16 protein-coding genes are annotated in these 25,815 nt (G+C 39.8%); 11 read left to right on the top strand and 5 right to left on the bottom strand.

The window, feature by feature from the left end; translation table 11 throughout:
* Window positions 1-566: 566 nt before the first annotated feature.
* Window positions 567-1,205: a hypothetical protein gene (locus C4F49_RS05905; RefSeq protein WP_196934956.1), complete on the top strand. Its 639-nt coding sequence runs from the start codon at window positions 567-569 to the stop codon at window positions 1,203-1,205.
* A gap of 82 nt (window positions 1,206-1,287) precedes the next feature.
* On the opposite strand, the gene C4F49_RS05900 is transcribed toward C4F49_RS05905, so the two are convergent.
* Complete coding sequence (locus C4F49_RS05900) at window positions 1,288-2,151, bottom strand: energy transducer TonB (protein WP_196934955.1); 864 nt, start codon at window positions 2,149-2,151, stop codon at window positions 1,288-1,290.
* 479 nt (window positions 2,152-2,630) lie between these two features.
* Window positions 2,631-3,896 (bottom strand): DUF819 family protein, encoded by a 1,266-nt coding sequence (locus C4F49_RS05895; RefSeq protein WP_196934954.1) that lies wholly within the window; start codon window positions 3,894-3,896, stop codon window positions 2,631-2,633.
* Window positions 3,897-3,988: 92 nt separating this feature from the next.
* On the opposite strand from C4F49_RS05895, the gene C4F49_RS05890 reads away from it, so the two are divergent.
* On the top strand, window positions 3,989-5,059 hold the full coding sequence (locus C4F49_RS05890; protein WP_196934953.1) for a Gfo/Idh/MocA family protein: 1,071 nt from the start codon (window positions 3,989-3,991) through the stop codon (window positions 5,057-5,059).
* 203 nt (window positions 5,060-5,262) lie between these two features.
* Here C4F49_RS05890 and C4F49_RS05885 read toward each other — a convergent pair whose 3' ends face one another.
* The gene (locus C4F49_RS05885; protein ID WP_196934952.1) at window positions 5,263-7,146 is read right to left on the bottom strand and encodes an OmpA family protein; all 1,884 of its coding nucleotides are present in this window, start codon (window positions 7,144-7,146) and stop codon (window positions 5,263-5,265) included.
* Between the two features lie 104 nt (window positions 7,147-7,250).
* A complete protein-coding gene (locus tag C4F49_RS05880) occupies window positions 7,251-7,874 on the bottom strand; it encodes a 7-carboxy-7-deazaguanine synthase QueE (RefSeq protein ID WP_196934951.1) in 624 nt (207 codons plus the stop codon).
* A 545-nt stretch (window positions 7,875-8,419) separates the two neighbouring features.
* Here C4F49_RS05880 and C4F49_RS05875 point away from each other — a divergent pair.
* From C4F49_RS05875 to C4F49_RS05835, 9 genes are all read left to right on the top strand, one after another.
* Window positions 8,420-12,067 (top strand): DUF7507 domain-containing protein, encoded by a 3,648-nt coding sequence (locus C4F49_RS05875; RefSeq protein WP_196934950.1) that lies wholly within the window; start codon window positions 8,420-8,422, stop codon window positions 12,065-12,067.
* 342 nt (window positions 12,068-12,409) lie between these two features.
* Window positions 12,410-15,997 (top strand): DUF7507 domain-containing protein, encoded by a 3,588-nt coding sequence (locus tag C4F49_RS05870; RefSeq protein ID WP_231388219.1) that lies wholly within the window; start codon window positions 12,410-12,412, stop codon window positions 15,995-15,997.
* Between the two features lie 159 nt (window positions 15,998-16,156).
* On the top strand, window positions 16,157-18,082 hold the full coding sequence (thrS, locus tag C4F49_RS05865; protein ID WP_196934948.1) for a threonine--tRNA ligase: 1,926 nt from the start codon (window positions 16,157-16,159) through the stop codon (window positions 18,080-18,082).
* A gap of 46 nt (window positions 18,083-18,128) precedes the next feature.
* Window positions 18,129-18,656 (top strand): translation initiation factor IF-3, encoded by a 528-nt coding sequence (gene infC, locus C4F49_RS05860; RefSeq protein WP_231388218.1) that lies wholly within the window; start codon window positions 18,129-18,131, stop codon window positions 18,654-18,656.
* Window positions 18,657-18,690: 34 nt separating this feature from the next.
* Complete coding sequence (rpmI, locus tag C4F49_RS05855; RefSeq protein ID WP_196934946.1) at window positions 18,691-18,891, top strand: 50S ribosomal protein L35; 201 nt, start codon at window positions 18,691-18,693, stop codon at window positions 18,889-18,891.
* Window positions 18,892-18,992: 101 nt separating this feature from the next.
* Window positions 18,993-19,337, top strand: a complete 345-nt coding sequence (gene rplT / locus C4F49_RS05850; RefSeq protein ID WP_196934945.1) for a 50S ribosomal protein L20 — start codon at window positions 18,993-18,995, stop codon at window positions 19,335-19,337.
* Window positions 19,338-19,462: 125 nt separating this feature from the next.
* Window positions 19,463-19,834: a VOC family protein gene (locus tag C4F49_RS05845; protein ID WP_196934944.1), complete on the top strand. Its 372-nt coding sequence runs from the start codon at window positions 19,463-19,465 to the stop codon at window positions 19,832-19,834.
* A gap of 314 nt (window positions 19,835-20,148) precedes the next feature.
* Entirely contained in the window at window positions 20,149-21,339 is a 1,191-nt protein-coding gene (locus C4F49_RS05840; protein ID WP_196934943.1) for an acyl-CoA dehydrogenase family protein, read from the top strand.
* 13 nt (window positions 21,340-21,352) lie between these two features.
* Window positions 21,353-23,458: a 3-hydroxyacyl-CoA dehydrogenase NAD-binding domain-containing protein gene (locus tag C4F49_RS05835; RefSeq protein WP_231388217.1), complete on the top strand. Its 2,106-nt coding sequence runs from the start codon at window positions 21,353-21,355 to the stop codon at window positions 23,456-23,458.
* Between the two features lie 371 nt (window positions 23,459-23,829).
* Here C4F49_RS05835 and C4F49_RS05830 read toward each other — a convergent pair whose 3' ends face one another.
* A complete protein-coding gene (locus C4F49_RS05830; protein WP_196934942.1) occupies window positions 23,830-25,815 on the bottom strand; it encodes a DUF2207 domain-containing protein in 1,986 nt (661 codons plus the stop codon).

Below are 25,815 nucleotides of genomic sequence, written 5' to 3'. Positions count from 1 at the left end.
TGTGCCACAGTCAGTGTGTTCCGATGGGTCGGATGGGTGTACTTGTGCCACGGTCAGTGTGTTCCGATGGGTCGGATGGGTGTACTTGTGCCACGGTCAGTGTGTTCCGATGGGTCGGATGAGTGTACTTGTGCCACGGTCACTGTGTTCCGATGGGTCGGATGAGTGTACTTGTGCCACGGTCAGTGTGTTCCGATGGGTCGGATGTTGTGTTTCAAATTGAAGTTTTGCACAGCTCTATACGTGTTTGTCAAACTTATCGCTTCGGCAGAAATACGCGCTGGATTAGCAAAGCCAATGTGGATAAGTTTTCCACATTAATTCAGGCGCTTGTAGTTGTTTCGCCAGGTTATTTACCATTGGATAATATTATTTTTAGATTCTAAAAATAATTGACTTCACTTAACAAATTCTTAATAATAAGGCAATATTAGCGAAGCTGTTTTGAGTAGAGATTACGGCTTCCTTGTTGAGAAGTTTAGTAAACAACCGTTTTAAAATCAGTTAATTGTGTTTAAATTTAGGTGTTAACTAAAATTAATTTATCACCATTTAAACAGTATATCATGGAAGATTACTATGAAATTGTTTACACCTATTATTCTTTGACTATAAAGAATTTTATAGCGAAGATGCAGTTGATTATTTCTAAAATGACGGGTAATAGCAACTTTACCGAACTACAGGAAGAGGTCGCTACATTATCTCCAAAATTAAAGACTCTGATTGATATTCAGACACAAATTGACGCCGAGATACCGCATTTGGTCAACGACCGAACGGAGCAACTTAATGTATGTAACGATGCGTTGCGCAATTTGGGTCTTGGCGTTCAATTAAAAGCAAAAGGCAAATATTCGTTGCTGATTACGACGGGTTATGATTTGGTGAAAAAGACAAAATCGAAAGTGGTCTTAGGTTCCATTGTTAATTTTACAGCAAAGAACACATCAATTGAGGGTAAAATCATTGTTTCTTGTGATAAAGTGACTGGCGCAAACACTTACATCGCCGTTGTTAATTTCTTGGAACAGCCTGTTGATAAACATAAAGACCCCCTGATTGTGCCTGGCTCGACGAAGAGTATTGAAATATATGGCTTGCCATTAGGTGCTAATCTATCTATTCAGTTGATTGTTACAGGTACGAACTCCCAAGTAGTTGTGTCTGACCTAATCTATAAAACTGTCGTCAAACAAGATTAAGAGGATATTTATTTAAAGTTTGGATTATTTATAGTAATCGTAGAAGGCAAATTGCCCGGTCGCCCGACCGGGCATTTGTTTTTTAATTCGATAACACAAGGCGAATCGGCAAGGCGTATAGCACGCGGACGGGTTTTCCATCCATCGCACCGGGTTTCCATTTCTTTAATTTCTTAACTGTGCGAATGGCTTCTTTGTCAATATCCTCGGTCATGCTTTTGGAGATGCCGACTTCGCTGAGGCTTCCATCTTTCTCGACAACGAATTTGACTTCAACGGTTCCATTTACACCGCTTCTGATTGCACTCGAAGGGTAGTTGAAGTTCTGCCCAACAAATTTCCGGGCTTCATTAATGCCACCCGGATAATCTGGCTGTACCCAAAATTCATAATAGTCCACGGGATTGCCTTTTTCGTCAAAACATTCGCCAGCTACCAACTCGTTATCCGCATACTTAGCTGTTCGTTTTGGCTTGCCCGATTCCCACCATACCAAAAAATCACCTTCCATCAGGTCGTCTTTGAAATTCACTTCATAATACGGTTTCCCATCCCCATACCATTGTTTCTTCACGCCCGTGATAAGGCCATTTGCATAAATTTCCTCAGACTTTAAATTTCCGTTTTCATGCCATTCCGTTTTAGCTCCGTCCAACATATAGCCTTTTTGATTTGAATGCGATTTTGCAAAATTCATCGATGATGCCGGTGGAGTGTTAAATTTAAGATACGATGTTTCAGCAACCTTCGTTCCTTCTATCGTGTACAAGTTAATGGTTTTTCTCGATGCATCTTGATGCTCAACAATTTCATAGTATTTAGCTTTGTCTCTTGATAGCACTTTATTCGACTTAGTCGAATCATAGTACGTTGTGTCCTGTGAAAAACCAGGTTTTGCGCTCAGCGCAACTATCAAGGCAAGAATAAAGGGGATATATCTGTCCATAATCAGTTTCATTTATGGCTAAAGATAAAGTAAAAGCTTTTCAAAGTAAAAAGCTTTTCAAAGTAAAAATTCAAAAGTAAAAAATCTAGATGGGTAGTCTAAGTGGCTAGCACACGCGTTAGGCGTGTGCTTAACCCGCTATTCAGGATGTTCCGCAGGGTCATCCTGAATCTCTGATTAAAGCGGATTTGCAATCCGCTCTAATGATGGAAACCGTCTTGAAAGATTCGGGATTACAAATCCCTGTTTATTTATTAGTTCGACATCTCCCTTCGGAAGATATCGAACAGCGGTTTTCAAATTAAAAGGTAAAAATTAAAAAGTAAAAAACCTAGATGGGTATTATATGGTGGCTAGCGCACGCGTTTCGCGTGTGCTTAATTTGTTATATGAAATAGGTCACAGCCTTGCACCAGCGTTGGGCGCCATCCCAGCTCTCAAATCTCACATCTCATATCTCAAATCTACTCTCTAATACCCTAAATTGGCGACACCATCTGCATCAAAATTGCGCAGAGCCAGCCTAAATAGGTGCCGATTGCATAGCCGAATACAGCCAAGATGACGCCGATAGGAACCAATGAGGTATGGAATGCGCCTGCCGTGACTGTTGCCGATGCGACTCCGCCTACATTTGCCATTGAGCCTACCGCTAAATAGAAGAATGGAGCTTTAATCAGTCGAGCCATTAGAATCAGCAACAAAGCATGGAAGCTTATCCAGATAATCCCCACGAGAAAAAGTCCTGGATTTTGGAGAATAGCCATAATATCCATTTGCATCCCGATTGTCACGATTAACATATACAGCAGTACGCTTCCGACTTTGGATGCGCCTGCATGTTCGAGTTTTTTTGCTTTCGTAAAAGATAGGGCAATGCCAAAAATTGTCGCAAACAAAACCAACCAAAAGAAATTGTTTGTCAGAGAGAATTTCGCAAGTCCGGGATGATGGACAGTCATGTACTCGCTGATTGGCGCAGCCAATAAAGAAGCAAGGCCAGTCCCGGCAAAAGCTAAACCTAACATCATCAAGTAATCCCGGGTTTGGGGAATTTTTGTGTTTTCCTGGCTTAATTTCTCCATTTCGCTCATCAAGGCTTTGACGTCCGAATCATCGGCTTTTAGATATGCATTCATCTTTTCATTTTTGCTAGCGCCGTATAACAATAAAGCCATCCAGATATAAGCAACAAACACATCCACTGCAATAATCGAAGAAAATAATTTGGGTGAAGGTTCAAGGATTTCTTTCAAGGCGACCTGATTTGCCGAACCACCAATCCATGAGCCAGCCAACGAACCTAAACCTTTCCAAACTTCTTCAGGACCTACTCCGCCAACCACGTCAGGCGCAAATAAGGAAACGAGCCAAACAGCTAATGGGCCTCCTAAAATAATTCCGACAGTACCGGTAATAAACATGAGTCCTGCACGTTTGCGCAAAGACCACAGCTGTTTGAGGTCGAGGCTTAGCGTAAACAGGATTAAACAGGCAGGCAGGAAATAGCGGCTGCCGATGCTGGTCAATGGTGAATTCTCGCCATCAATTACATTTGTGGAATTTAAAATTCCCGGGATAAAATAACAGAGCAACAGGGGAGGGATGACCGCGTAAAAGTTCTTAATGTATTTATTACTAAGGCCTGATGTATAAAATACGACTGCTAAAACGAGCATCAATAATCCGAATACGGCGGCGGTATCGGTAATTAACGGTTCAGAAGTAGATACAATATCTTGCATAAAGGGTTAATTATTTATAATTTGTTGTGAATTTATATAAATATTCGGGATTATACGCATTTTACTGCGCAAGTCGAATAAAAAAGCATAAAATGAATAAACTTAAACTTCTCGTTGTTGGCTGTGGAAACATGGGTGTTTCGCATGCAAAAGCCTATCACAAAATGGATGAATTTGAAATCGTCGGATTGGTTTCAAGAGGCGATAGCAAAGCGAAACTAAATGCGGAACTAGGAAATGCCTATGCCTTATTTTCTGATTTTGAAGAAGCCCTGCAACAAACCAAACCTGATGCGGTCTGTATTTCGACTTATCCGGATACGCATGAATCCTATGCCATCCAATCCTTCGACGCTGGGGCGCATGTGTTTCTGGAGAAACCCATCGCGGATTCTGTGCTGGGAGCGGAAAAAGTAATTGCGGCAGCAAAGAGAAACAAGAAGAAATTAGTGGTTGGCTATATCTTGCGTTACCATCCATCATGGGTTCGGTTTATTGATGAAAGCAAGAAGTTGGGCAAACCATTGGTGATGCGGATGAATTTAAATCAGCAAAGCCAAGGCTATATGTGGGATGTGCATCGCAGCCTAATGGAAAGCCTAAGCCCGATTGTTGATTGTGGAGTCCATTATATCGATGTGATGTGCCAGATGACTTCAGCGAAACCGACGCAGGTTACAGCGATTGGAGCACGGTTGACGGATGATATTCCGGCAGGAAATTACAATTACGGACAATTGCAAATCCGCTTTGACGATGGGAGCGTAGGTTGGTATGAAGCTGGCTGGGGGCCGATGGTCAGCGAGACGGCGTTTTTTATCAAAGATGTATTCGGGCCGAAAGGTTCGGTTTCCATTGTCGCCAAAGAAGCCTCACAAGCTGGAAATTCGGATTCCGTCGCATCGCATACCAAAACTGAATCCATACGAGTACATTCTTCGGCCATCGATGAGCAAAATAAATTTATCCATCCCGACCAATGGATTGACTTGCAGGACGAACCTGACCACCAGGAATTATGTGACCGAGAGCAGTCATTTTTCTTAAAAGCCATTCGTGAAGACCTGGATTTGACAAAGTCAATGGATGATGCCTTAAATAGCTTAAAGATTGCTATTGCTTGCGATGAATCTGTTAAGACGGGAGAAGTGGTGAAGCTGTAAGGGGAGATTTGAGACGATAGATATGAGACAATAGATATGACATGTGAGATTTGAGATTTGAGAGCCGAGATGGCTTCGATTTGAAAGAATAAATTTATATGCTCGATTACGTCTATAAGTAAGATAACACCTAGAAAGGCTTTTTACTTTTGAATTTTTACTTTTTACTTTGAAAGGCTTTTTCCTTTGAAAATCTTTTTACTTTACAAAACTTTAAACTCTGTCCGGCGGTTAAGTTGCTTTCCTTCGTCGCTGATATTGTCTGCGATGGGTTTGCTGTCGCCATATCCGACAGCTTTTAGGCGGTTGGACGAAATTCCGTTATTGGTCAAGTAGGTTACGACTGCTTTAGCACGGTTTTCTGAGAGCAACTGGTTACTGGTTTTGTTTCCGGTATTGTCAGTATGGCCAGCCAATTCGATGCTGACTTTGGGGTTTAGTTTCAGAAAGCTCAATAGGACATCCAAATCACTGATTGAAGTGGGAAGCAGGTCGAATTTATTGACGTCGAAATAAATATTATTTAGCGTGACCAGCTTACCGGACTCGATGGGCTCAAGCAAAGTGGTATGGATAAATTCTTCATTGATAAATTTAGCGTCATCCATTGCATATTGTTTGGAATCGAATAAGTAACCTTCCTTCTGAATATGTACCGCGTAATTATGGCCAATTGGCAATGTGGCTAGGTATTTTCCATCGTCGTTATCACTTTGGTCTGTATACACAATTTGCTGGGTGTTGGTATTAGTCACACTAACTAATGCTTGAATAGGCGCTTTGCTTTTGGCATCCAAAATGGTTCCAAGTATGTAAGCAACCGCTTTGGGTTGAAGGCGCTTTGGCAATTCAAAGGCATAAATATCAAATTGACCCGTAGAATCCTGAGCCGCGAGGTGAGCCGTTTCTCCATTCATGCTGACATGCATTGACATTTGCTCTGCATAATTGTTAACCTGAGCGCCTAGGTTTTCTGGAGTCGACCAATTTCCTGCCGAATCCAATGTGGATTTGAAAATATCCTTTCGTCCGAACCCTGGCCAACCATCGGATGCGAAATACAAAGTTTGGTTATTGGCATGGATGTAAGGCGCACTTTCATTAAACGGCGTATTGATTTCTTTGCCTAAGTTCACGGGAGTACCCCATGAGCCGTCGCTTTTTAGTTGGCTTTTATAGAGGTCGTATCCGCCAATTCCACCTGCGCGATTACTGACGAAATATAAGGTTTTGCCGTCCGCACTTATCGAAGGCTGTGCTTCCCAGCCTTTTGAATTAATGGGAGCACCGAGATTATGTGGTTGAGACCAGACGCCATTTTCTTTTTTTGCAACATAGAGGTCGCAGCTTCCAAGTCCATTCGGCCGATTGCAACCGGTAAAAAAAATGTATTTTCCGTCAGGAGAAATACAATGCGCTCCTTCGTTGAATTCATCCGAGTTCACCGCCCCGTTCAGTATTTGCGCGACAGACCAAGTGTCGTTTTTAAATATGCTCTCGTAAAAGTTTTCCTGGTTATTCAGCTTTCTGGTAAAGATTATGGTTTTATGGTCGGCGGTTAGCTGAGGGAAATACTCATCATTAGCTGAGTTGATGGTATTGGGCAAGCGATGCATCAAATATGAAGTCGTTGCTTGGCTATTCGCCAATGAAAATTCACAATCTTTCAGGTATTTATTCAGAACAAGCAGGCTTTTCTCAGAAAGATTCTGTTTGGATTTGTAGGTGTTCAGGGCAACAATTGCATCCTGATACTTGCCTGTAAAAAGCAAGGACTCACCTAATCCAAAATAAGTCAGACTTGTTAAGTTTGGTTTGATGCTAATCACGTTTTGGTAGGCTGTTGCGGCCTTCTGGTACTTCTCCTGTTTGCGGTAAATATCGCCCAGCTGTTGGTAGGCAGTTGCAAATTTAGCATCCAGTGCCGTCGCTTGTTCTAGGTAGCGAATGGCTTGTTCGTATTCATTTAATGCCAAGTGCTTTCCAGCTTTCTCATAGGCTTCTTGCGCTTTCTTCACAGTAGAAGGAGCCTGCGCGAAAACAGAACTGAATAACAGGCTGATGACTAAGATTAGGATAAACCGCATTTCTATTTGATAAAAAGAAAACGACAGCAAGATAGAAGTTTTTTCTGACAGTGTCCGATTCAAAGGGCTATCCGCCTTTTCTTACCTAAGAATTCGCGAAGAAACTAAGGAATGTTTAAGTATTTATGCGTCTGCAAGGAGATTTCCCATTTCGGATTAGCCATTACATACTCAATAATCCGCGGCGTCATTTCTGCAGCTTTAGACCATTCTGGCTGTAAATACAATTTGCAGTTCTCTCCAACCAATTTCGCATGTTCCTCTGCCCATTCAAAATCAGATTTATTGAAAACAATGACTTTTAATTCGCCAGCAGCGGCCAATACATCCGGACGAGGGCCTTTGAATTTTTTAGGAGAAAGACAAACCCAGTCCAATTCGCCGCTCAACGGATAAGCGCCCGACGTTTCGATAAAGGTGGTGATTCCAGCCTCATGCAATGCTTTCGTTAGGTAATCCAAATTGTAGATTAAAGGTTCGCCACCTGTAATTACCACGGTTTTGGAAGGATATTTTTTTGCATTCTCAACAATCGTTTCGGCCGGGGTCAAGGGGTGCAATTCGGCATTCCAGCTTTCCTTCACATCACACCAATGGCATCCCACATCACAACCACCTAAACGAATAAAATAAGCTGCTTTTCCTGTGTGATAACCTTCACCCTGAATTGTATAAAATTCTTCCATTAAAGGAAGCAACGAACCATCTTCTGGAACTGACACCGACATACGCTCTCCTCTTTTTTGAGGTGACAAAATTAACAAAAGATAATGGGATTTAACGATTTACTCAGAGATAATATTTTTAGGGAATACTCGTGGATTCAGGACGTCTTATATCTCATGGTTTTTTATTTTTCGTAGGACTAATCAAATATCATCAGGTAAGCCTTACTGTTTGCAACCTTCATAAACCAAATATTCGAAGGTAGATTGCTTTGATGCCAATCAACGATTGTTTTTATACTGCTTTCGGACAGTCCGCTGGATAATGTGCTTAGGATTTTTGTCCGAAAGGGTAAGAGGAACAGGGCATGATTGCCGCTTATTCGAAAAATAAGTTATTGATTTTTCTGGAAGTCGGCTGACGCGAGATAAATATTATTCTAATTATTTGCGATTAATGATTATTAATAAATATTTCTTGCTACATTTAAATATCTATTTTATCGAAGGATTTATAGGTCAATTATTTAAGAAAAGTTAGGTTCCTTAATGGAGTCAATCAGTTATGTTTCTAATCGCAATTTTCAATACTATCCTTATTGCCAAATATGCCAAAGTTTGATTTTTGGATAATAGTGTGTTTGATAACCTTGCTCTTGTTTGCTAGAAATGCAAAAGCCGAGGGTTCTAAAGATTTATATCCTTTAGGCGTGTCCGGAAATCGTGCTTTTTTAGTAAGCGGTCATTATTCGTTATCAAGTACGAGCTTTCCTTTTGTAAATTATGGTGAACACTACGCTTATGTGAAACCTGGAGAGGTTCTGGCTGTGGCTTCTAGTGCACAAGGTATTGGGAGTGGGTATATTCGTTTGACGAATCCTTCAGGGGTAGTTATTACAACACAAGGAACTTCGGATGGCATTATCGGAAATACAGGGTCCGGCACGCGAAGTGCGGAGCTAGCGGGACCGAGGATTGGGTATACTCCGTTTGAAATTGTTATAGATGGGTCAAATGCTGGAATTTGGAAAGTAGAATTCATTCCTCCTAGTGATATGCCGGATGAGTCAAACCGCAGTCCAGCATCTGTCTTGGCTGATTCAGATTGGGAACAGAATCAATACAATAATTTTATTGCAGCTTGGGATATTTCGGTTTTTAATCCTATCATCAATGATTGGACTGACGGAAGGGTATATACCAATATTTTGAATTTGCAGATTAATGCTGGCCCATTGTCAAACTCTTTTGGAGCATTTTATGGTCAGAATTATGTGATGACGAACGATGGCTATATATATCGAGTTAAGGGAAATGGAAGCAATGGGATTGCGTTTTCGTATTTTGTAAATAACAAAGGATATTTAGACATTAATGATGAGCCGTTGTATAAAAGTGTCAACTCGTCAAGATTAGGGGATTTCAATATTCAAGATCCGAGAGGGGCTGATGGATTTGGACAGGTGACGCATAAGATGATGTACAATTTGCCAAATGCGGATTTACCTGAATTAGCATCAGGTGCGGCTCCGGGTGGATCCACGTGGCTTTTGAAAAAAGATAGAGAGACTGCCGTTGTTGGGAATATTCGAATTGTTGGATTGGAAGGTACTGAAGATTTTGTCAGTTCGCGAGGCAGCAACATTTATTTCGAAACGAATCTGGAAGCTACCTATAAAATAACCGTTGCTAGCGCTGATGAATTGATGCCTTTTGAACCGGCCACCTTAATTGTATCGGGCAAGGACGGGTTAAATCAAGTGTACTGGAATGGCAAAGATGGAAATGGCGTTTTGTTGCCTGCTGGAGAACAGTATGCTGTGACAATAAAAGTAGAATTGCTTGGCGGTGAGGTTCATTTCCCATACATCGACATGGAGATAAACCCCAATGGAATTATTATTGAATTGCTAAATGATAATTTAATCGACGTTGAATCTGATATCGTTTATTGGGATGATAACGATATTTCTCCTGGCGCTCCTGGAGAATCATCAGATCCCATCACCAATCTGACAGGCATAAGTAGCAATCTTAACGGTCACAGGTGGGGATCTTATCGGGATCAAACCACCAATTTCAATAGCAATGGCAACTATGGCGGGTTTAGTTTTGGAAATGAAAGATCGATGGATACATGGGCGTATGCTTTAAGCATTGATGAAACTGCCACGAAAGAAATCACGGTTAAAGTCGCAGATTTGGAAATAGAGTCTGTTATCACATCTCAAACAACTATTGAACTCGGAGAAACCGTTATTTATGAGGTTAAAGTAGTAAATAATGGGCCATCAGATATCACGGGAGCATTATTTAATTTCACCCTTCCGGAAGGTTTCCAAATAACTGACGTCAAACATGAAAGCGATTGTGCAATTCTAAATCGAGCAGTGATTCGTTCGAATTCTTATCAAACCCAGATCGATCTGACCAATGGCTGTGGGCTAACTTTTACTTTCTCGGCAGTAGCAAACTATCCCGTACCCGACGGAACGTATGGTCAAGTCGAAGCTTATGCTTCGATCTTGCGTCCCATAGATACAACCGATCCTGACGCAACTTCCAATTCATTAGACGTGAATTCAACTCGAACAGCGGCCGACGAATGCGAAAATAATGGTTTGGGTGTTGGTTGCAACAACATTAAATTGAATACAGATGCTTACTTGTTGGAGCTATTGAATGAGCGAGGTAGTCTAACTTTGCTAAAGGAGGCTATGCATCTGGATGACAATGGCGACCGTTTTAAACAAGTCGGTGAAGTAATTCAGTACATATTCACAATAAAGAACAATGGATTTGTCGCTGTAGATGATCTTGTGTTGGCTGATTTAATGCTCTCTTCAAATCCCATTTCGCTAGCTCAAACAAGCTTAGCTGTAGGGGAGGAAATTCAAGTTGTTGTCAATTACACCATTACACAGGCTGATTTCGATAAAGGTTTTATTGAGAACACTGCATTAGTTTCCGGCAAAAACCCAAGAAAGTTTGACGTTAAAGACATCTCTGGAACAGCGGCGGATAACGATGATCGCACGCTAATCGTGATTGAGAAAAAGCCTGTCCTTAGGTTAAAGAAATCTGTGTTAAATATTGGCACGGGTACCGGTGGATATTTTACGGTAGATGACGAATTAATCTATAAATTGGAAATCTATCATTCTGGAGAAATAGCAGTGGAAGATTTAAAGATAGAGGATTTGAAAATCTCATCTGAAATCATTGTTCCAGACCGGCAGACCATCAAGAATGAAAACATTACGACCGAGTTACGATATATAGTAACGAATGAAGACGTTGATCGAGGTTATGTAGAAAACACTGCTTCAGTTTATGGTATAGAAGAGCTTTTTGGAACTCAAATTTCGGATATTTCTGGTTTGACAGTCGATGACGATCTGCCGACGCGAGTTTCTACACCTACGCGTGCAAAAGCAATCGATGATGAAGAATGGATGTATCAAAATAACAGCAAATCGTTTAAAGTTCTAAGTAACGACATCAAAGGAAGTGGCGTATTGATACCTAGCTCGGTTCGTGTTTTAACTCCGCCATCTAATGGAACTGCGATTTCTCGAGTCGATGGCTCTATTCTCTACGAACCAAACACTGATTTTGTCGGCGGCGATTTTCTGACTTACCAGGTCGCAGATGAAAATAGACTTTGGAGCACTGAGGCGACGTTATTCATCGATGTTAGGCAGACAAATCCAATCGCTGTAGTCGATTATTTTGAAACATGGTACAATCGTGCGGTAGAGTTAGCAATAACTCTAAACGATTCTGTTCCTGGAGCGACTATCGATCTCAATAGCATTGAAGTCTTAAGATATCCTCAACATGGTTCGGCAGTGATTTTGCCAAATGGAATTGTTCACTACACGCCATTTTCAAATTTTACAGGAACGGATGACTTTATCTATCGAGTCAAGGACTCTAACGGATGGTATTCTAATGAAGCCACAGTTACAATTTTGACAAAAGGATTTTTTATACCAAATACGTTTACCCCAAATGGAGACGGTAAAAATGATACATTTTTTATTATAGGCGCCTACATGTTTGATCGAATTCAGCTGGAGGTCATCAATCGGCATGGTAAGCTTATGTATCGCAGCGATGATTACAAAAACGATTGGTCTGCAGAAGGCTTATCAGATGGTACGTATTACTTTATTGTTAATGGGCACAGCGCCGATGGAAAATCATATAACAACAAAGGCACTGTAACAATTATAAGAAGCCTGAATTACTAACTCTTCCTCAACTTACCCCCAAAAGCCACGACGAACGATCGCGTGACGCTACAGTTAATATTCAACTACAAATGACTTTTTTAACAAAATTTGTAGTCGTTTAGCTACCATGTTTGTCGTTTCCATAAACGAAAAATCTATTACAATATTATATCGTGTTATTAAAACACGCTTAAAACTCTGTATTTAAGGTTTTTAATTTTTTATAAAAATATTTTTAAATTCAAAATTTTAATTAAATTTATTTTCATATTTGTAGCGTATTCGCCACAAATCCAAACTGATTGAGTGAGCTATTGAAAAACGGTGTCTATGAAAATGATGAAACTTATTTGTAGGGTAATGATTGTGTTTAGTTTTTTCATTACCAATTCTTTAGCCTATGCCGATGGTTCAAAAGATTTTTATCCCCAAGGTGTTCAAGGAAATCGCGCATTTCTAGTTTCGCATAACGGATCGCGAATAAATAACGCAAGTATGCCATTCCTTACTTTAGGAACACATTATGTGTATGTGCAAGCGGGCGAGAAGTTAGCCGTAGCATCCAGTGCACAAGGCGTTGGGCAGGGTAAGATAATTCTAACTAGCCCAACAAACCAAATCATTAACACAAGCAGCAGTAATCTTGGCCGAATTGCGGATAATGGTTCCGGTACTCGTGCGGCTGAGTTGGCGGGTCCTAGAAGGGGTTATGCACCTTATGAAGTTCTAATTGACGCTTCGAATCAAGGGATTTGGAAAATCGAGTTTGTAGCGCCATCCGGTGACAACGATCATAATGTTGGACAAAACAAAGCTCAGAATGTCCGTGCCGACAAAGATTGGGTGCAAACCAACGAATATTTTATTTCTGCATGGGACATTTCCGTCAGAAATCGTGCGGACGAAGATTGGATAAAAGGCCGTGTATATACCAATACCTTGAATTTGCAGATCTCCGGCGATCAGATTGAAGATCCAAATCAAGCATTTTACGGGAAGAACTACGTGTTGACAAATGATGGCTATGTTTATCAGGTAAATGGCAATGGGAGCAACGGAATCGCATTTTGTTATTTTGTTAACAACAAGGGATTTTTAGATGAAAAGTCAGATCCACTTTATAAAAGTGTAAATAATTCAAGCATCGATTCATACAAAATTCAAGATCCTAGAACCGTTGATTCTGAATCGCAGATAACGCATAAAATTATGTACACTCGTCCAGATATCTACATGCCTGAAATTGGTTATGGAGCAGTTCCAGGAGGGCAAACTTGGTTGTATAAAAAGCAAATAGATTTAAAGGTTACGAATATTCAAATCAATGGCATCGAGGGAACTTCGAATTACGTGAGCAAGCGTGGAAGCTACATTAGTTTTGAAACAAATGCTCCTGCGAGCTATAAAATTTACATAACTAGTTCCGATTCTAGATTTAATTTTCAACCCGTCGAAATAATATTTAATGCAAAAGCTGGTGAGAATTCTGTGTTTTGGGACGGCAAAGACGGAAATGGTAAAAGCATGCCCGTTGGCGACAGTTATCCAATTACTGTAAAGATCCAAAAGCTTGGTGGTGAAGTCCATTTTCCTTATTTAGATATGGAAATTAATCCAGAAGGACTGATTATTGAGTTATTAGATGAAGATTATAAAGTGAAATCAGACATCGTTTATTGGAATGATATAGACCTGACCCTTGGGCTCGAAGAAGAAAGGTCTAAGCCAATCACTAACCTAAAAGGAGAGAGCAGTAATGAAAATGGTCACAAATGGGGTACATACAGCAAAAATGCAACAGGTAAAGGAAGCGATAGTTTTGGAAATGAAAAAGCCATGGATACATGGACCTATATTTACGATGCGTATGTGGAAGAAACTCTCTACATATCTTCAAAAGTAGCTGATTTAGCTGTTGAATTTACCAATGTCCAAGATAAAAGGGTCGAATTGGATGAGTTGGTTTATTATGAAATCAAAGTGGTCAATAAAGGTCCATCGAGCGTTAAAGATGCAGAATTCGAGTTTATTGTGCCAAAGGGTTTTTCTGTTGAAAGTATCGAATACGTGACCAATTGCGGCGTTGTTCATGATCCAACAGCCTACAAAACACTAATGGATTTAGGCGCTAAATGTGAAGTGATAGTCAAAATCTATGTGAAGGCTACAGAAGTTCCCGATGATGTGTACGGCGTGGTAGATGCTGAAGCAACTATTTTGCGCCCGGCGGAAGTAACCGATCCTGATGCAACTTCTGTTTTAGAATATAATGGGAAACCTAGAACGGCTCACGGCGAGTGTCTCAACAATGGTTTGCCGGTAACATGTAACAACATTGCTTATCATTCCGATTACTTCTTGCTAGAACCTTTAGGAGAGAGGGGACAACTTATTTTGATAAAAGATGCTGCTCATATTGATGCAAATAGAGATCAGTTTGCTCAGGTCGGTGAAGTGATCCGCTACACATTTACAATAGTAAATAGTGGCTTGGTGAATGTGACCGAACTTAAACTGACTGACCCGCTTTTGTCAAATCAGCCACTTAAGTTGCCTTCATCTTCTATGACCGCAAGCCAGCGAGTTGTTATTACAGTGGACTACGTGATTACGCAAGCGGATTTAGATCGAGGTTCGGTTACAAATACCGCACTAATTACCGGTAAAAATCCGAGGGGTTTTGATGTGTCTGATCGTTCAGGTACAACTTCCTCGAACGATACGCCAACAGTCATCGTGCTTCCTAAAAAGCCGCAGATTGCGTTGAAAAAAACAGTTACAAATAAGGGGACTTCTAAAGATGGGCTATTTACTTTAGGTGATCCGATCATTTATTTATTCGAAATTCGCCATTCTGGTGATTATCCAATAGACAATTTGAAATTTTCAGATCCTAAATTAAGTGATACATACATTGCTTTACCTAAAACAAGCATTCAAAATGAGGTTATACGTTTTCAATTGACCTATGTTGTAACAGATGCGGATATAGAAGCTGGCTTTGTCAGCAATACTGCGACCATTACTGGCGACGATGGTTTGTTTGGAACAAAACAAACGGACATATCGGGCCTAACCTATGATGATAATAAACCTACCGTTGTTTATACGCCAACGAAAATAAAAGCCCTAGATGATGTGGCTACGGTATATGAAAATGAATCGGTCGTCATTTCTATTTTAGACAATGATCAAAAAGGTTCTTCGGAAATTATGAAAAATAAAATCCGGATAGTTAAAACGCCAGCTAATTCAACAGCCGTTCCAAACGCTGACGGCACTATCTTATTTACACCTAATCCAGAATATTTTGGAGAAGATGTGTTTACCTATCAGGTTGCCGATCAGAATAACCTATGGAGCAATGAAGCTACGGTGACAGTGACTATTTTGGAAGCTATTCCAAAAGCAGTAGATGATTATGCCGAAACCTGGTATAATCGCTCGGTAGAATTTAATGTTCTGGAAAATGACAAATCAACTGGTGTCAACATAGACTTTAATTCCGTTGAAGTAATGAGTTATCCTCAATTAGGATCGATCATTAATTTAGGAAATGGAAACTTTAGGTATGAGCCAAATCAGTTTACTACAGGCGTCGATAATTTTACCTATACGGTTAAAGATATCAATGGCGGAGTTTCGAATGTTGCGAAAGTGACTATTGTCACTAAAGGATTCTTTATTCCAAATACATTCACGCCAAATGGTGACGGTGTCAATGATACTTTTAAGATTTTAGGGGCACATATTTTTGATAAAATCGAATTGGAAGTTATCAATCGACATGGCGCATCAATCTATCGGAATGCTAACTATAAAGACGAGTGGGATGGTAATGGCATGGCAGATGGTACCTATTATTTCATAATCAATGGGTACAGCAATGGTGCGAAATCATATTCTCATAAAGGAACTGTGACAGTTATTCGAAGCATCAATTATTAAATTAATTTCGGACAAAGGCTGGTATTTGCCATTCTGAATTATTTAATTTTTGTTACCTTTGCATCGGTATTTATTGGGCTTATCGAATATGCAACGTATTCGTTCACGTTGGAGATTTGTCCCTTAATTTTATTTAAAACTTTAAAGTCATAGTTGTACATGATTAAAATTACATTACCTGATGGTTCCGTCAGAGAATATGAAAAAGGAACATCAGCGGCTCAAGTAGCCTTGTCAATTTCTGAAGGTCTAGCAAGAAATGTATTAGCCGCAGAAGTTAATGGAGAAGTCTGGGATTCTTCCCGTCCAATCGAAAATGATTCCGCAGTAAAATTGTTGACATGGAATGATGACAAAGGTAAATCTACCTTTTGGCATTCATCTGCTCACCTTTTGGCCGAAGCCTTAGAAGCTTTGTATCCAGGAATTAAATTCGGAATAGGCCCAAATATCGAAACCGGATTTTATTACGATGTAGATTTTGGCGACCGCGAATTTTCTTCGGATGATTTCAAGCAGATTGAAGACAAGATGTTGGAATTGGCAAAGCAAAAGGAAGTTTTCGAACGCCGCGCAGTTTCCAAATCCGAAGCAGTTGCTTATTTCGAAGAAAAAGGCGACGAATACAAATTAGACCTGATCAAAGATTTGCAGGATGGAAGCATTACGTTCTACAGTCAGGGCAATTTTACTGACTTGTGCCGTGGTCCGCATATCCCGAATACTGGATTTATCAAAGCCATTAAATTAACCAATGTTGCGGGAGCATATTGGAGAGGCGATGAAACTCGTAAACAGTTGACTCGTATTTATGGGGTGACATTTCCAAAGGCATCTGAATTAACAGAATACCTGAAGTTTATTGAAGAGGCTAAGAAAAGAGATCACCGTAAATTAGGCAAGGAATTGGAGCTGTTTGCTTTTTCTGAAAAAGTAGGAGCGGGATTGCCGTTATGGTTGCCCAAAGGTGCTGCCTTGCGTCAGAAATTGATGGATTTCTTGCAAAAAGCACAATTAAAAGCAGGTTATGAACCTGTTGTTACACCACATATTGGACACAAACAATTGTATGTAACTTCTGGTCATTACGATAAATATGGAGCAGATTCATTTCAGCCGATTAAAACTCCGGTAGAAGGTGAAGAGTTTTTCTTGAAACCGATGAACTGTCCTCATCACTGTGAGATTTATAAAACTAAACCTCGCTCGTATAAAGATTTGCCTGTTCGTTTCGCCGAATTCGGAACAGTATATCGCTATGAGCAATCCGGTGAATTGCATGGATTGACTCGTGTTCGAGGGTTTACACAAGATGATGCACATTTATTCTGTCGCCCTGATCAAGTGAAGGAAGAATTTAAGAAAGTCATAGACTTGGTGCTCTATGTTTTTGGGGCTTTAGGTTTCGAAGACTTTACAGCACAGATATCACTTCGCGATCCAGAAAATAGAACTAAATACATTGGTTCGGATGAGAACTGGGCATTGGCAGAAGCTTCAATCATTGAGGCAGCAAATGAAAAAGGTTTGCCAACTGTAGTTGAATACGGAGAAGCCGCTTTCTATGGTCCAAAGTTGGATTTTATGGTTAAAGATGCTTTGGGTAGAAAATGGCAATTGGGAACTATTCAGGTCGATTACAACCTGCCGGAACGTTTCGAGCTGGAATATACTGGAAGCGACAATGCAAAACATCGCCCGGTAATGATCCACCGAGCACCATTCGGTTCCTTGGAACGCTTTATCGCTGTTTTGATTGAACATTGTGCGGGTCAGTTCCCGTTATGGCTTGCGCCTGAGCAATTTATCATTTTGCCAGTTTCAGAAAAATATGAAGAATATGCGCAAAAACTTTTAGAATCGCTAAATAATTCCGATATTCGCGGTCTGATTGACTTGCGTGACGAGAAGGTTGGTCGTAAAATCCGCGACGCAGAAATTAAAAAACTGCCTTACATGTTGATTGTAGGGGAGAAAGAGCTAGAAAATGGCACAATTTCTGTACGCAAACATGGCTCCGTCGATTTAGGGTCGATGAGCGAAGTAGAATTTAAAGAAGTATTAATTAAAGAAATAACAGTTTAATTTTAAACATTTGGCATTAAAAAGATCGAGTGGTCCAAGACCACCAATGAGAAAGAAAGAACCGGATCACCGCATTAACGAACATATCAGAGTGCCTGAAGTGCGACTGGTGGGAGATAATGTAGAACAAGGAGTATTTCCGACACGCAAGGCGTTGGAGATGGCTGATGAGTTAGAGCTTGATTTAGTGGAGATTTCGCCAAATGCAGTACCTCCTGTTTGTAAAATAATTGATTACAGTAAATTCGTTTACGAGCAAAAGAAGAAGCAAAAGGAAATCAAAGCAAATGCTAAGCAGACGGTCATTAAAGAAATCCGTTTCGGACCGAATACAAGTGAGCATGATTTTGATTTTAAATTAAAGCATGCCATGCGCTTTTTGGAATCTGGCGAGAAAGTACGTGCATATGTGCATTTCAAAGGTAGAGCAATTGTCTTCAAAGAGCAGGGAGAAATCTTATTGTTGCGTTTCGCACAAGCTTTAGAAGATTACGGTAAAGTAGAATTGCTTCCTAAATTAGAAGGTAAGCGTATGTTCTTAACCATTGCGCCAAAGGCGACAACAAAAAAATAAAAATTTCTAACAAATTGATATAAAATAAAGTATTATGCCAAAAGTTAAAACCAATTCCAGCGCAAAGAAACGTTTCAAGTTGACTGGAACAGGTAAAATCGCAAGAAAAAACGCTTACAAAAGCCACATCTTGACTAAAAAAACTACAAAACAAAAACGTAACTTAACAACAACTAGTTATGTTTCTGATGCAGATTCAGGTAATGTTAAACGCATGCTTGCAATCGGTAAATAAGTTTTTTTAATTAGTAATTCACAATATTTTTTTAACCGGGTATCAGGTAGTAAGCTCACTGAAAAACGTAGCGCCTTGTACCAAATTAAATTTTTAAAATTATGCCACGTTCGGTTAACGCAGTAGCTTCGAGAAGAAGACGTAAAAAAATCCTTAAATTAGCTAAAGGCTATTATGGATCAAGAAGCAAAGTTTATACTATTGCTAAAAACACAGTAGAAAAAGGTTTACAGTACGCATACCGCGACCGTAAAACCAAAAAACGCGAGTTTAGAGCGCTATGGATCCAACGTATCAACGCTGGTGCTCGTCAATATGGAATTTCATATTCTCAATTAATCGGGAAATTGAACGCAAAACAAATCGGTCTTAACCGTAAAGTTTTAGCTGATTTAGCAATGAATCATCCAGAAGCTTTCAAAGCAGTAGTTGACGCAGTAAAATAGAGTTTTTCACCGCATTAATTTGTTAGATATTTTTTAGAAAGAAGCCGAGAGGCTTCTTTTTTTTGCATGTATATTTTTCTTTTCAAATTTTTATTAAACATATTTACGCTAAGAAATGATTCACCATGAAGCTAACAAAACTAACTCCCGTTCTGTATACAAATGATCTAAAAAAATCAGTTGACTTTTATGTCGAAATTTTAAATTTCAGTTCTAGTTCACTTGATGTTGATTCAACGATTGCTTTCGTTCGTTTCGGTGATATTGAATTGATGCTTTCTCTGCCGAATGATCATGTGCCTTTTACCCAGTCAAATTTCACAGGCTCCTTTTATTTTCAAACACTGAACGTCATGGAAATTTGGGAATCGATAAAAGATAAAGCAAGCATCTGCTATCCGATTGAAGATTTTGAATATGGATTGAGGGAATTTGCTATATATGATAATAATGGCTACCTGTTCCGTTTGGACAGGAATTATCGGTACTTTAGTTAAGGTACTATTAAATCACAGTTTTATGAATCTACTTGGATTGTCAATTCTCTAGGAGTACTATGTTTACAGTACGGTACTTCTCCAAAGTCTATTTATTCACCTCGCATCTAATTCGCATTACTCATTTGAATTTAATCATCCATTAACACGATATTAAATTTGCAAAAACAGGCGCAATAAATCGTATATTTTATTAAATTCGCAACGGCTGTTCATAATGGATTGGTAGATTAATTTTTTCTAATTGATTAAAATTGTAGTGCCGATAAACCTATTGTGAGCCCGTTTTATAAACAGAATTTGATAAACTAATTATGTATTCACAACAATTAACTCCAGAACATCAAGTTTTTCGCGAAACCCTTCAGGCATTTATAAAAAAAGAAATCCTTCCTCATATTGATAAATGGGAAAAAGAGGGCGAAATCGATAAATCCATTTGGAAAAAAATGGGGGATATGGGTTTTATGGGCTTAAATTTTCCTGAGGAATATGGAGGTTTGGATTTGGATTTCTATTATTCGATGATTTTCTGCGAAGAACTGTCACATTGTTATTCGGGAGGTTTTACGATTGCCGCTTTGGTGATTCAATATATGTCGGCGCCTTATCTTTTAAAATATGCTTCCGAGGAATTGAAGCAAAAGTATTTGACCGCTGTGATTTCCGGTGATTTAGTAAGCGCTGTTGCAATAACAGAACCTGGTGCAGGGTCGGATGTACAGCAGATCAAGACAACAGCTGTTCTTGAAGGTGACCACTATATTGTCAATGGTTCGAAAACATTTATTACGAATGGATATTATGGCGATGTTTTCATTACGGCAGTAAAAACGGATCCAAGCAAGAAAAACAAGGGCATTAGTTTACTATTGATCGATCGCAATGCGACTGGAGTTTCTGCAACAAAGATTGAAAAGATGGGCTGGAAGGCTTCGGATACCGCAGAGTTGGGTTTTGATAACGTTAAAGTTCCTGTTTCGCATTTGATTGGCGAGGAAGGCAGCGGCTTTAAATATTTGATGGGCGGTTTGCAGCTGGAACGTTTGACTGCGGCTTTAAATAGTTTGGGGACGGCCGATGCGGCTTTGCAATATGCGCTTGAGTACATGGCGTATCGAGAGGCATTTGGTAAAAAATTACAGGAATTTCAAGTCTTGCGCCATCGCGTCGCACAAATGGTTGCTGACATGGAAACCGTAAAAGCATTTGTTTACCATTGCTGTGATTTGCAGCAACAAGGAGCTTATGCGGTGAAAGAATGTTCCATTGCGAAACTGCAAGCGAGCGAATTGGCGATTGATGTAGTTGACAAATGTTTCCAGTTCTTCGGTGGATACGCATTTACAGAAGATTATAAGATTGCGCGTATGTATCGCGATGTGCGTGTGGGAAATATTATTGGCGGAACTTCAGAAATCATGTTAGAAATTATTGCCAAAATGTCGATTGAGAAAGTGAATTATCAATCTGTCGTTAAACCTTTCGACAAAGAAGTTCATTAATTATAGCTGAGGAATGATGACATCAGAAACAAACTACCCAAATTTTAATTTATCGATAAATCCTGCAGGAATTGCAATCCTTACTTTGCTTCATCATAAAACTGATTCTTCTACTTTTCAATTTGAATTTTTGGAAGAGTTCGTTTTACTGGCTTTTGAGACATTGGAATTACCCGAAGTAAAAGGCATAGTTTATAAAATCGAAGACCCGAACCCAGATTTTTTGGAGGACTACATTAACTATTTTGAGCTTTCAAAGGATAGGGAAGAATTTCAAAACAGAATCAATTATTTACATCAGAATTTTTATGCATTAAAGAATCGTCCAAAACCTATAGTTGCACTTATAAATTCCAGCTGTAAAGGGACTTTGTTATCGTGGATGCTTTGGGCAGATTATCGGATTGCCGTCGTAAATGACCGAGCAACCCTTGGGTTCCAAGAAATAAAATATGGAATTTATCCTGGTTTCGTAGCAATTTTTAATGCTATGCATCAGCTTTCCGCTGAATTTGTAGTTCCTTTTTTGACTCAAGGAAATAGCTATTCCCAAAATGAAAGCTTATCCATCGGACTTTTAAATCAGGTTGTGGATGACGAAGAAACGGCACTAAAAGAAGCGCAAAGTTGGATAGAACATCATCCAGCACCTACTAAAAATAAAGCGATAGGCATTTCGGGTAAGGAGTCTATTCTATCCGCGATTTCCACTTATCAAAAAAGAGCGAATCCCTTAATTCCTGGAAATCAAATAGCCATTCATTTGTTAAGACGGGCATTAGAATTAAATTTTAAATACTATTTGCAAGAAGAAGCACAGCAAGATCTAGAAGTCTTGAGTAAGCCTGAAACGCTCAATATCGTCCGTACGCACTATTACGGCATTCGCCAGGCATCGATAGCATCCACTGAAATTGACTTTGAGCTAAAACGTTTGGGAATTTTAGGTGCCGGGATGATGGGCTCGGGCATTGCTTACGAGGCAGCGCGATCGGGAGTCGATGTGGTTTTAAAAGATGTAACAATAGAGCAAGCGAACAATGGGAAAAATTATTCTGAAAAAATCACAAGCAAGTTAGTACAGCAACATAAGATTTCTGAAATCAGCCGCGATACTTTGCTTTCGCATATACATCCGACTGAAGATGTCAATGACTTGAACGAATCTGACTTGATTATCGAAGCGGTATTCGAAGACAGGGATTTAAAGGCTACAGTCACCAAAGAATCGTTGCTATTTATTAGCAAAAATGGATTTTTTGCATCCAATACAACTTCGCTTCCGATTGCCGACTTGGCTGTTTCGACTGAGCATCCAGAAAACTTTATTGGTTTGCATTTCTTTTCGCCGGTAGACCGCATGGCTTTGGTCGAAGTGATTGTCGGAAAGCAAACAAGCGATGAAACCTTAAACAAAGCGTTGAAAGTTGTAAGGCAGTTGGGTAAAGTGCCGATTGTAGTGCATGATGGACCCGCATTTTTCACCTCCAGAATATTTTTTAACTATTTACTGGAAGCCATTACCATGGTTTTGGAAGGCATTCCGGCAGGAAAAATAGAAGAAGTTGCCAAAAAATCGGGATTCGCTGTTGGACCATTGGCAGTTTTGGATGAAATTTCATTGGCATTGATGCTGCATGTGTACGATCAATTGCCAGATTTGCATAATAGCCAACAGAGAGCCTATGCTTACCTGAAAGCCATGCTTTCGCAGGAACGAAATGGACGAAAGGCAGGTAAGGGTTTTTATGATTATTTGCCTGATGGCAAAAAGGAGATTTGGAACGATGAAACTATTTCGACTGTTTCGGAACTTCCCGATCAGGAAATTAGCAAACGCTTATTGCATGTGATGGCATTGGATAGCTTTCGCTGTTTGGATGAAGGAATTCTCACAAAACCCATCGATGGCGATATCGGTTCGGTATTAGGTGTGGGATATGCTTCGCAAACCGGTGGCGTATTTGGGCACATTGATTTAGTTGGCATTCAGAATTTCGTTGATGATTGCAAACGTTTTGAAAAGTTTGGAGAACAATGGAATGTCCCTGATTCGTTGGTGAAATTAGCAGAACGAAATTTTACTTTTTATAACGGATTTGAATCGAATTCCCCCTAACCCCCAAAGGGGGAACAATAGCTCCATAGATTTAAAAAAATAAATAAAAATTGCCAGTCTGCATTTACGCATACTAGCCACTTTATAAAACCCAGAAGGGTTTTTTACTTTTGAATTTTTAATTTTTACTTTGAAACCCGCTGTTCGATATCTTCCAAAGGGAGATGTCGAACTTTTAAATAAAACGGGATTTATAATCCCGAACCTTTTAAGGTGGCTTCCATCATTAGAGCGGATTGCAAATCCGCTTTTATCCCTAAGTGGTTAAAATAAATAAAATGGCTAGTCTGCAATTACGCATACTAGCCATTTTGTAACCCGTGGAAAGGTTTTTTACTTTTGAATTTTTACTTTTGAATTTAAAAAGTCGCCTACCAGCCACCGCCTCCGCCACCACCGCCACCACCGCCGGATGAACCGCCGCCAGAAGAGCCGCTGCTGCTTGAGCTTCCGCTGGAACTCGAAGGTTTGGATGAACCGGAGCTAATTGACTTGGTCAATCCTGAATTTAATGAGCTGTTCAATCCGTGCAAATTCATTGCACTGCCGATATACCATGTCGATACATAGGTAGTTGCCATTGCCAATAATGCAGCTTCGAATTTTTTGCCCCAAATATCATCCACACCCAAAACCATAGCATAAGGCAACATTTTCTCAAACTGTTCAGGTGTCATTTCGGGCGGGTTATGAAATTTAAGCTGTTCGTTTTCTGCAGCGCCCATATACATTTTAAAACCTTCGATCAATGATTTTATATGAAGCTTATCTTCCGATGGCCTACGGATCAAATATGAAAAATAAAGCAACAGAAAAAAGGATGCAATTATAAATAGGTAGCAATACCTAAAATTAAGGTCGATATTGGATGAAAATCCCATCATGACAAACGGGACGATAAACAGCATTGCAAAAAACACGACGACTGCTGTAATGCATCCTTGGCCCTTTACATTTCCGATAAAAGCATTAAAAATAAAGAAAATTACGACTAGCGTAAAATATAAAAATACGCCGCCGATTGCATTTCCAGGGCTAGGATAAATGATCGTGCTGATGATTAATCCGATAGCGTAGATCAAACTAACAATCCAAGCAGGCTTCCATAATTTTTTAGTGTTTTTTCCTTCCTTTAGCAGAGGATCATATTGAGTTTTAATGTTGGCTCTAAAACCATCCACAGTAGCCTCTATGCTTTTATCGTAAGTTCCATCGAAAAGGACCGATTTTTTCTTCGAAAATAATTGGTGCATGACCACGTATTCTTCTTTTGGCAACGATGAATCTTCGTTTTTCAATTTTGTGACTTTGAAATCCTTGCTTTTGGATAGCCCAAAAAATGAGGAGGTCTCAACTTCGCCGATCTCGAGGTATCCTTTGATTGCGAGATTAACGATCGCGGCAGTCAAGAATTTATTTTCATAAATCCCTTCATGAATATAGCCCAGAGCTGCGGGCGAAAGATTTTCTGGCACATTAAACTGAGGGTAAACGGTGGGTTTTTCTGGGTCTACACCATAAGTTCTCCATAAAGTATAGGCATAGCGGATTAAACCAGCCATTCCCGCGAGGAAAAAAATAAGCAAGCCGTATTGTTCAAGGAAACTGGGTGGAGGGGGAGGCAGAAAAATTCCTTTTTGGAAAGCAAGAGCAACCGTTAAGTTTTCTCTTGCCGAAAGATCTTTGGCAACCCAGCGCATGCTGCTGTCTGATAGTTGAATAGACGAGCAGTCGCCGTTCGTGCTTCCCTGCGCGCCAGTATAGCAGCTGTTTTGCTTAAGAACAGTTCCTGCAGGAAATTGGATAGTGGCCGAAATGGAATCAACGGCGAAATCCCATTCGGTTCCATTCACGTTCCAATATAACTCATCATAATCTCCAAAAAATCCGACCTGATTTTTGGTAGAATAACGGATTACATAGCTATAGTTCCCCGGAGCAAGCGTAACATCCTTATTCCCGATGTAGATTTTAAGCCAATTTCCATCGTCTTCCTTGTGATAATCTTCCGTTTTACCATCACGTGTCACAGATAGAATTTTATAGCTTATTTTCTGTTCTTTTCCGTTCAAGTTTCTGTACAACGGCAATGAACGAAAAATCCCACGCTGTATTTGGTTGCCTTCGCCGTAAACAGTGATGTGCTCTTCAACAGTTAATATTCCTTCTTTGTCTACGAGAATGTTGCTATTGAATGATTTTATTCTTTCTGTCTCATAATCGTAGTCATCAGCGCTGTCTGAAGCAGGGGTAGCCTTAGCGGCTTGATTGGGTTGCGTTGAAGCTGGGAACACATGTTGCTGAAACACAAGCATGGCGATGATCAATAAGCTATTGATCCTTAAAAAATAGTTCAT

Origin of the sequence: Sphingobacterium hungaricum (assembly GCF_015210005.1) — a bacterium.
Taxonomy (GTDB): Bacteria; Bacteroidota; Bacteroidia; order Sphingobacteriales; family Sphingobacteriaceae; genus Sphingobacterium; species Sphingobacterium hungaricum.
This window is presented reverse-complemented; position numbering and strand designations above follow the sequence as displayed.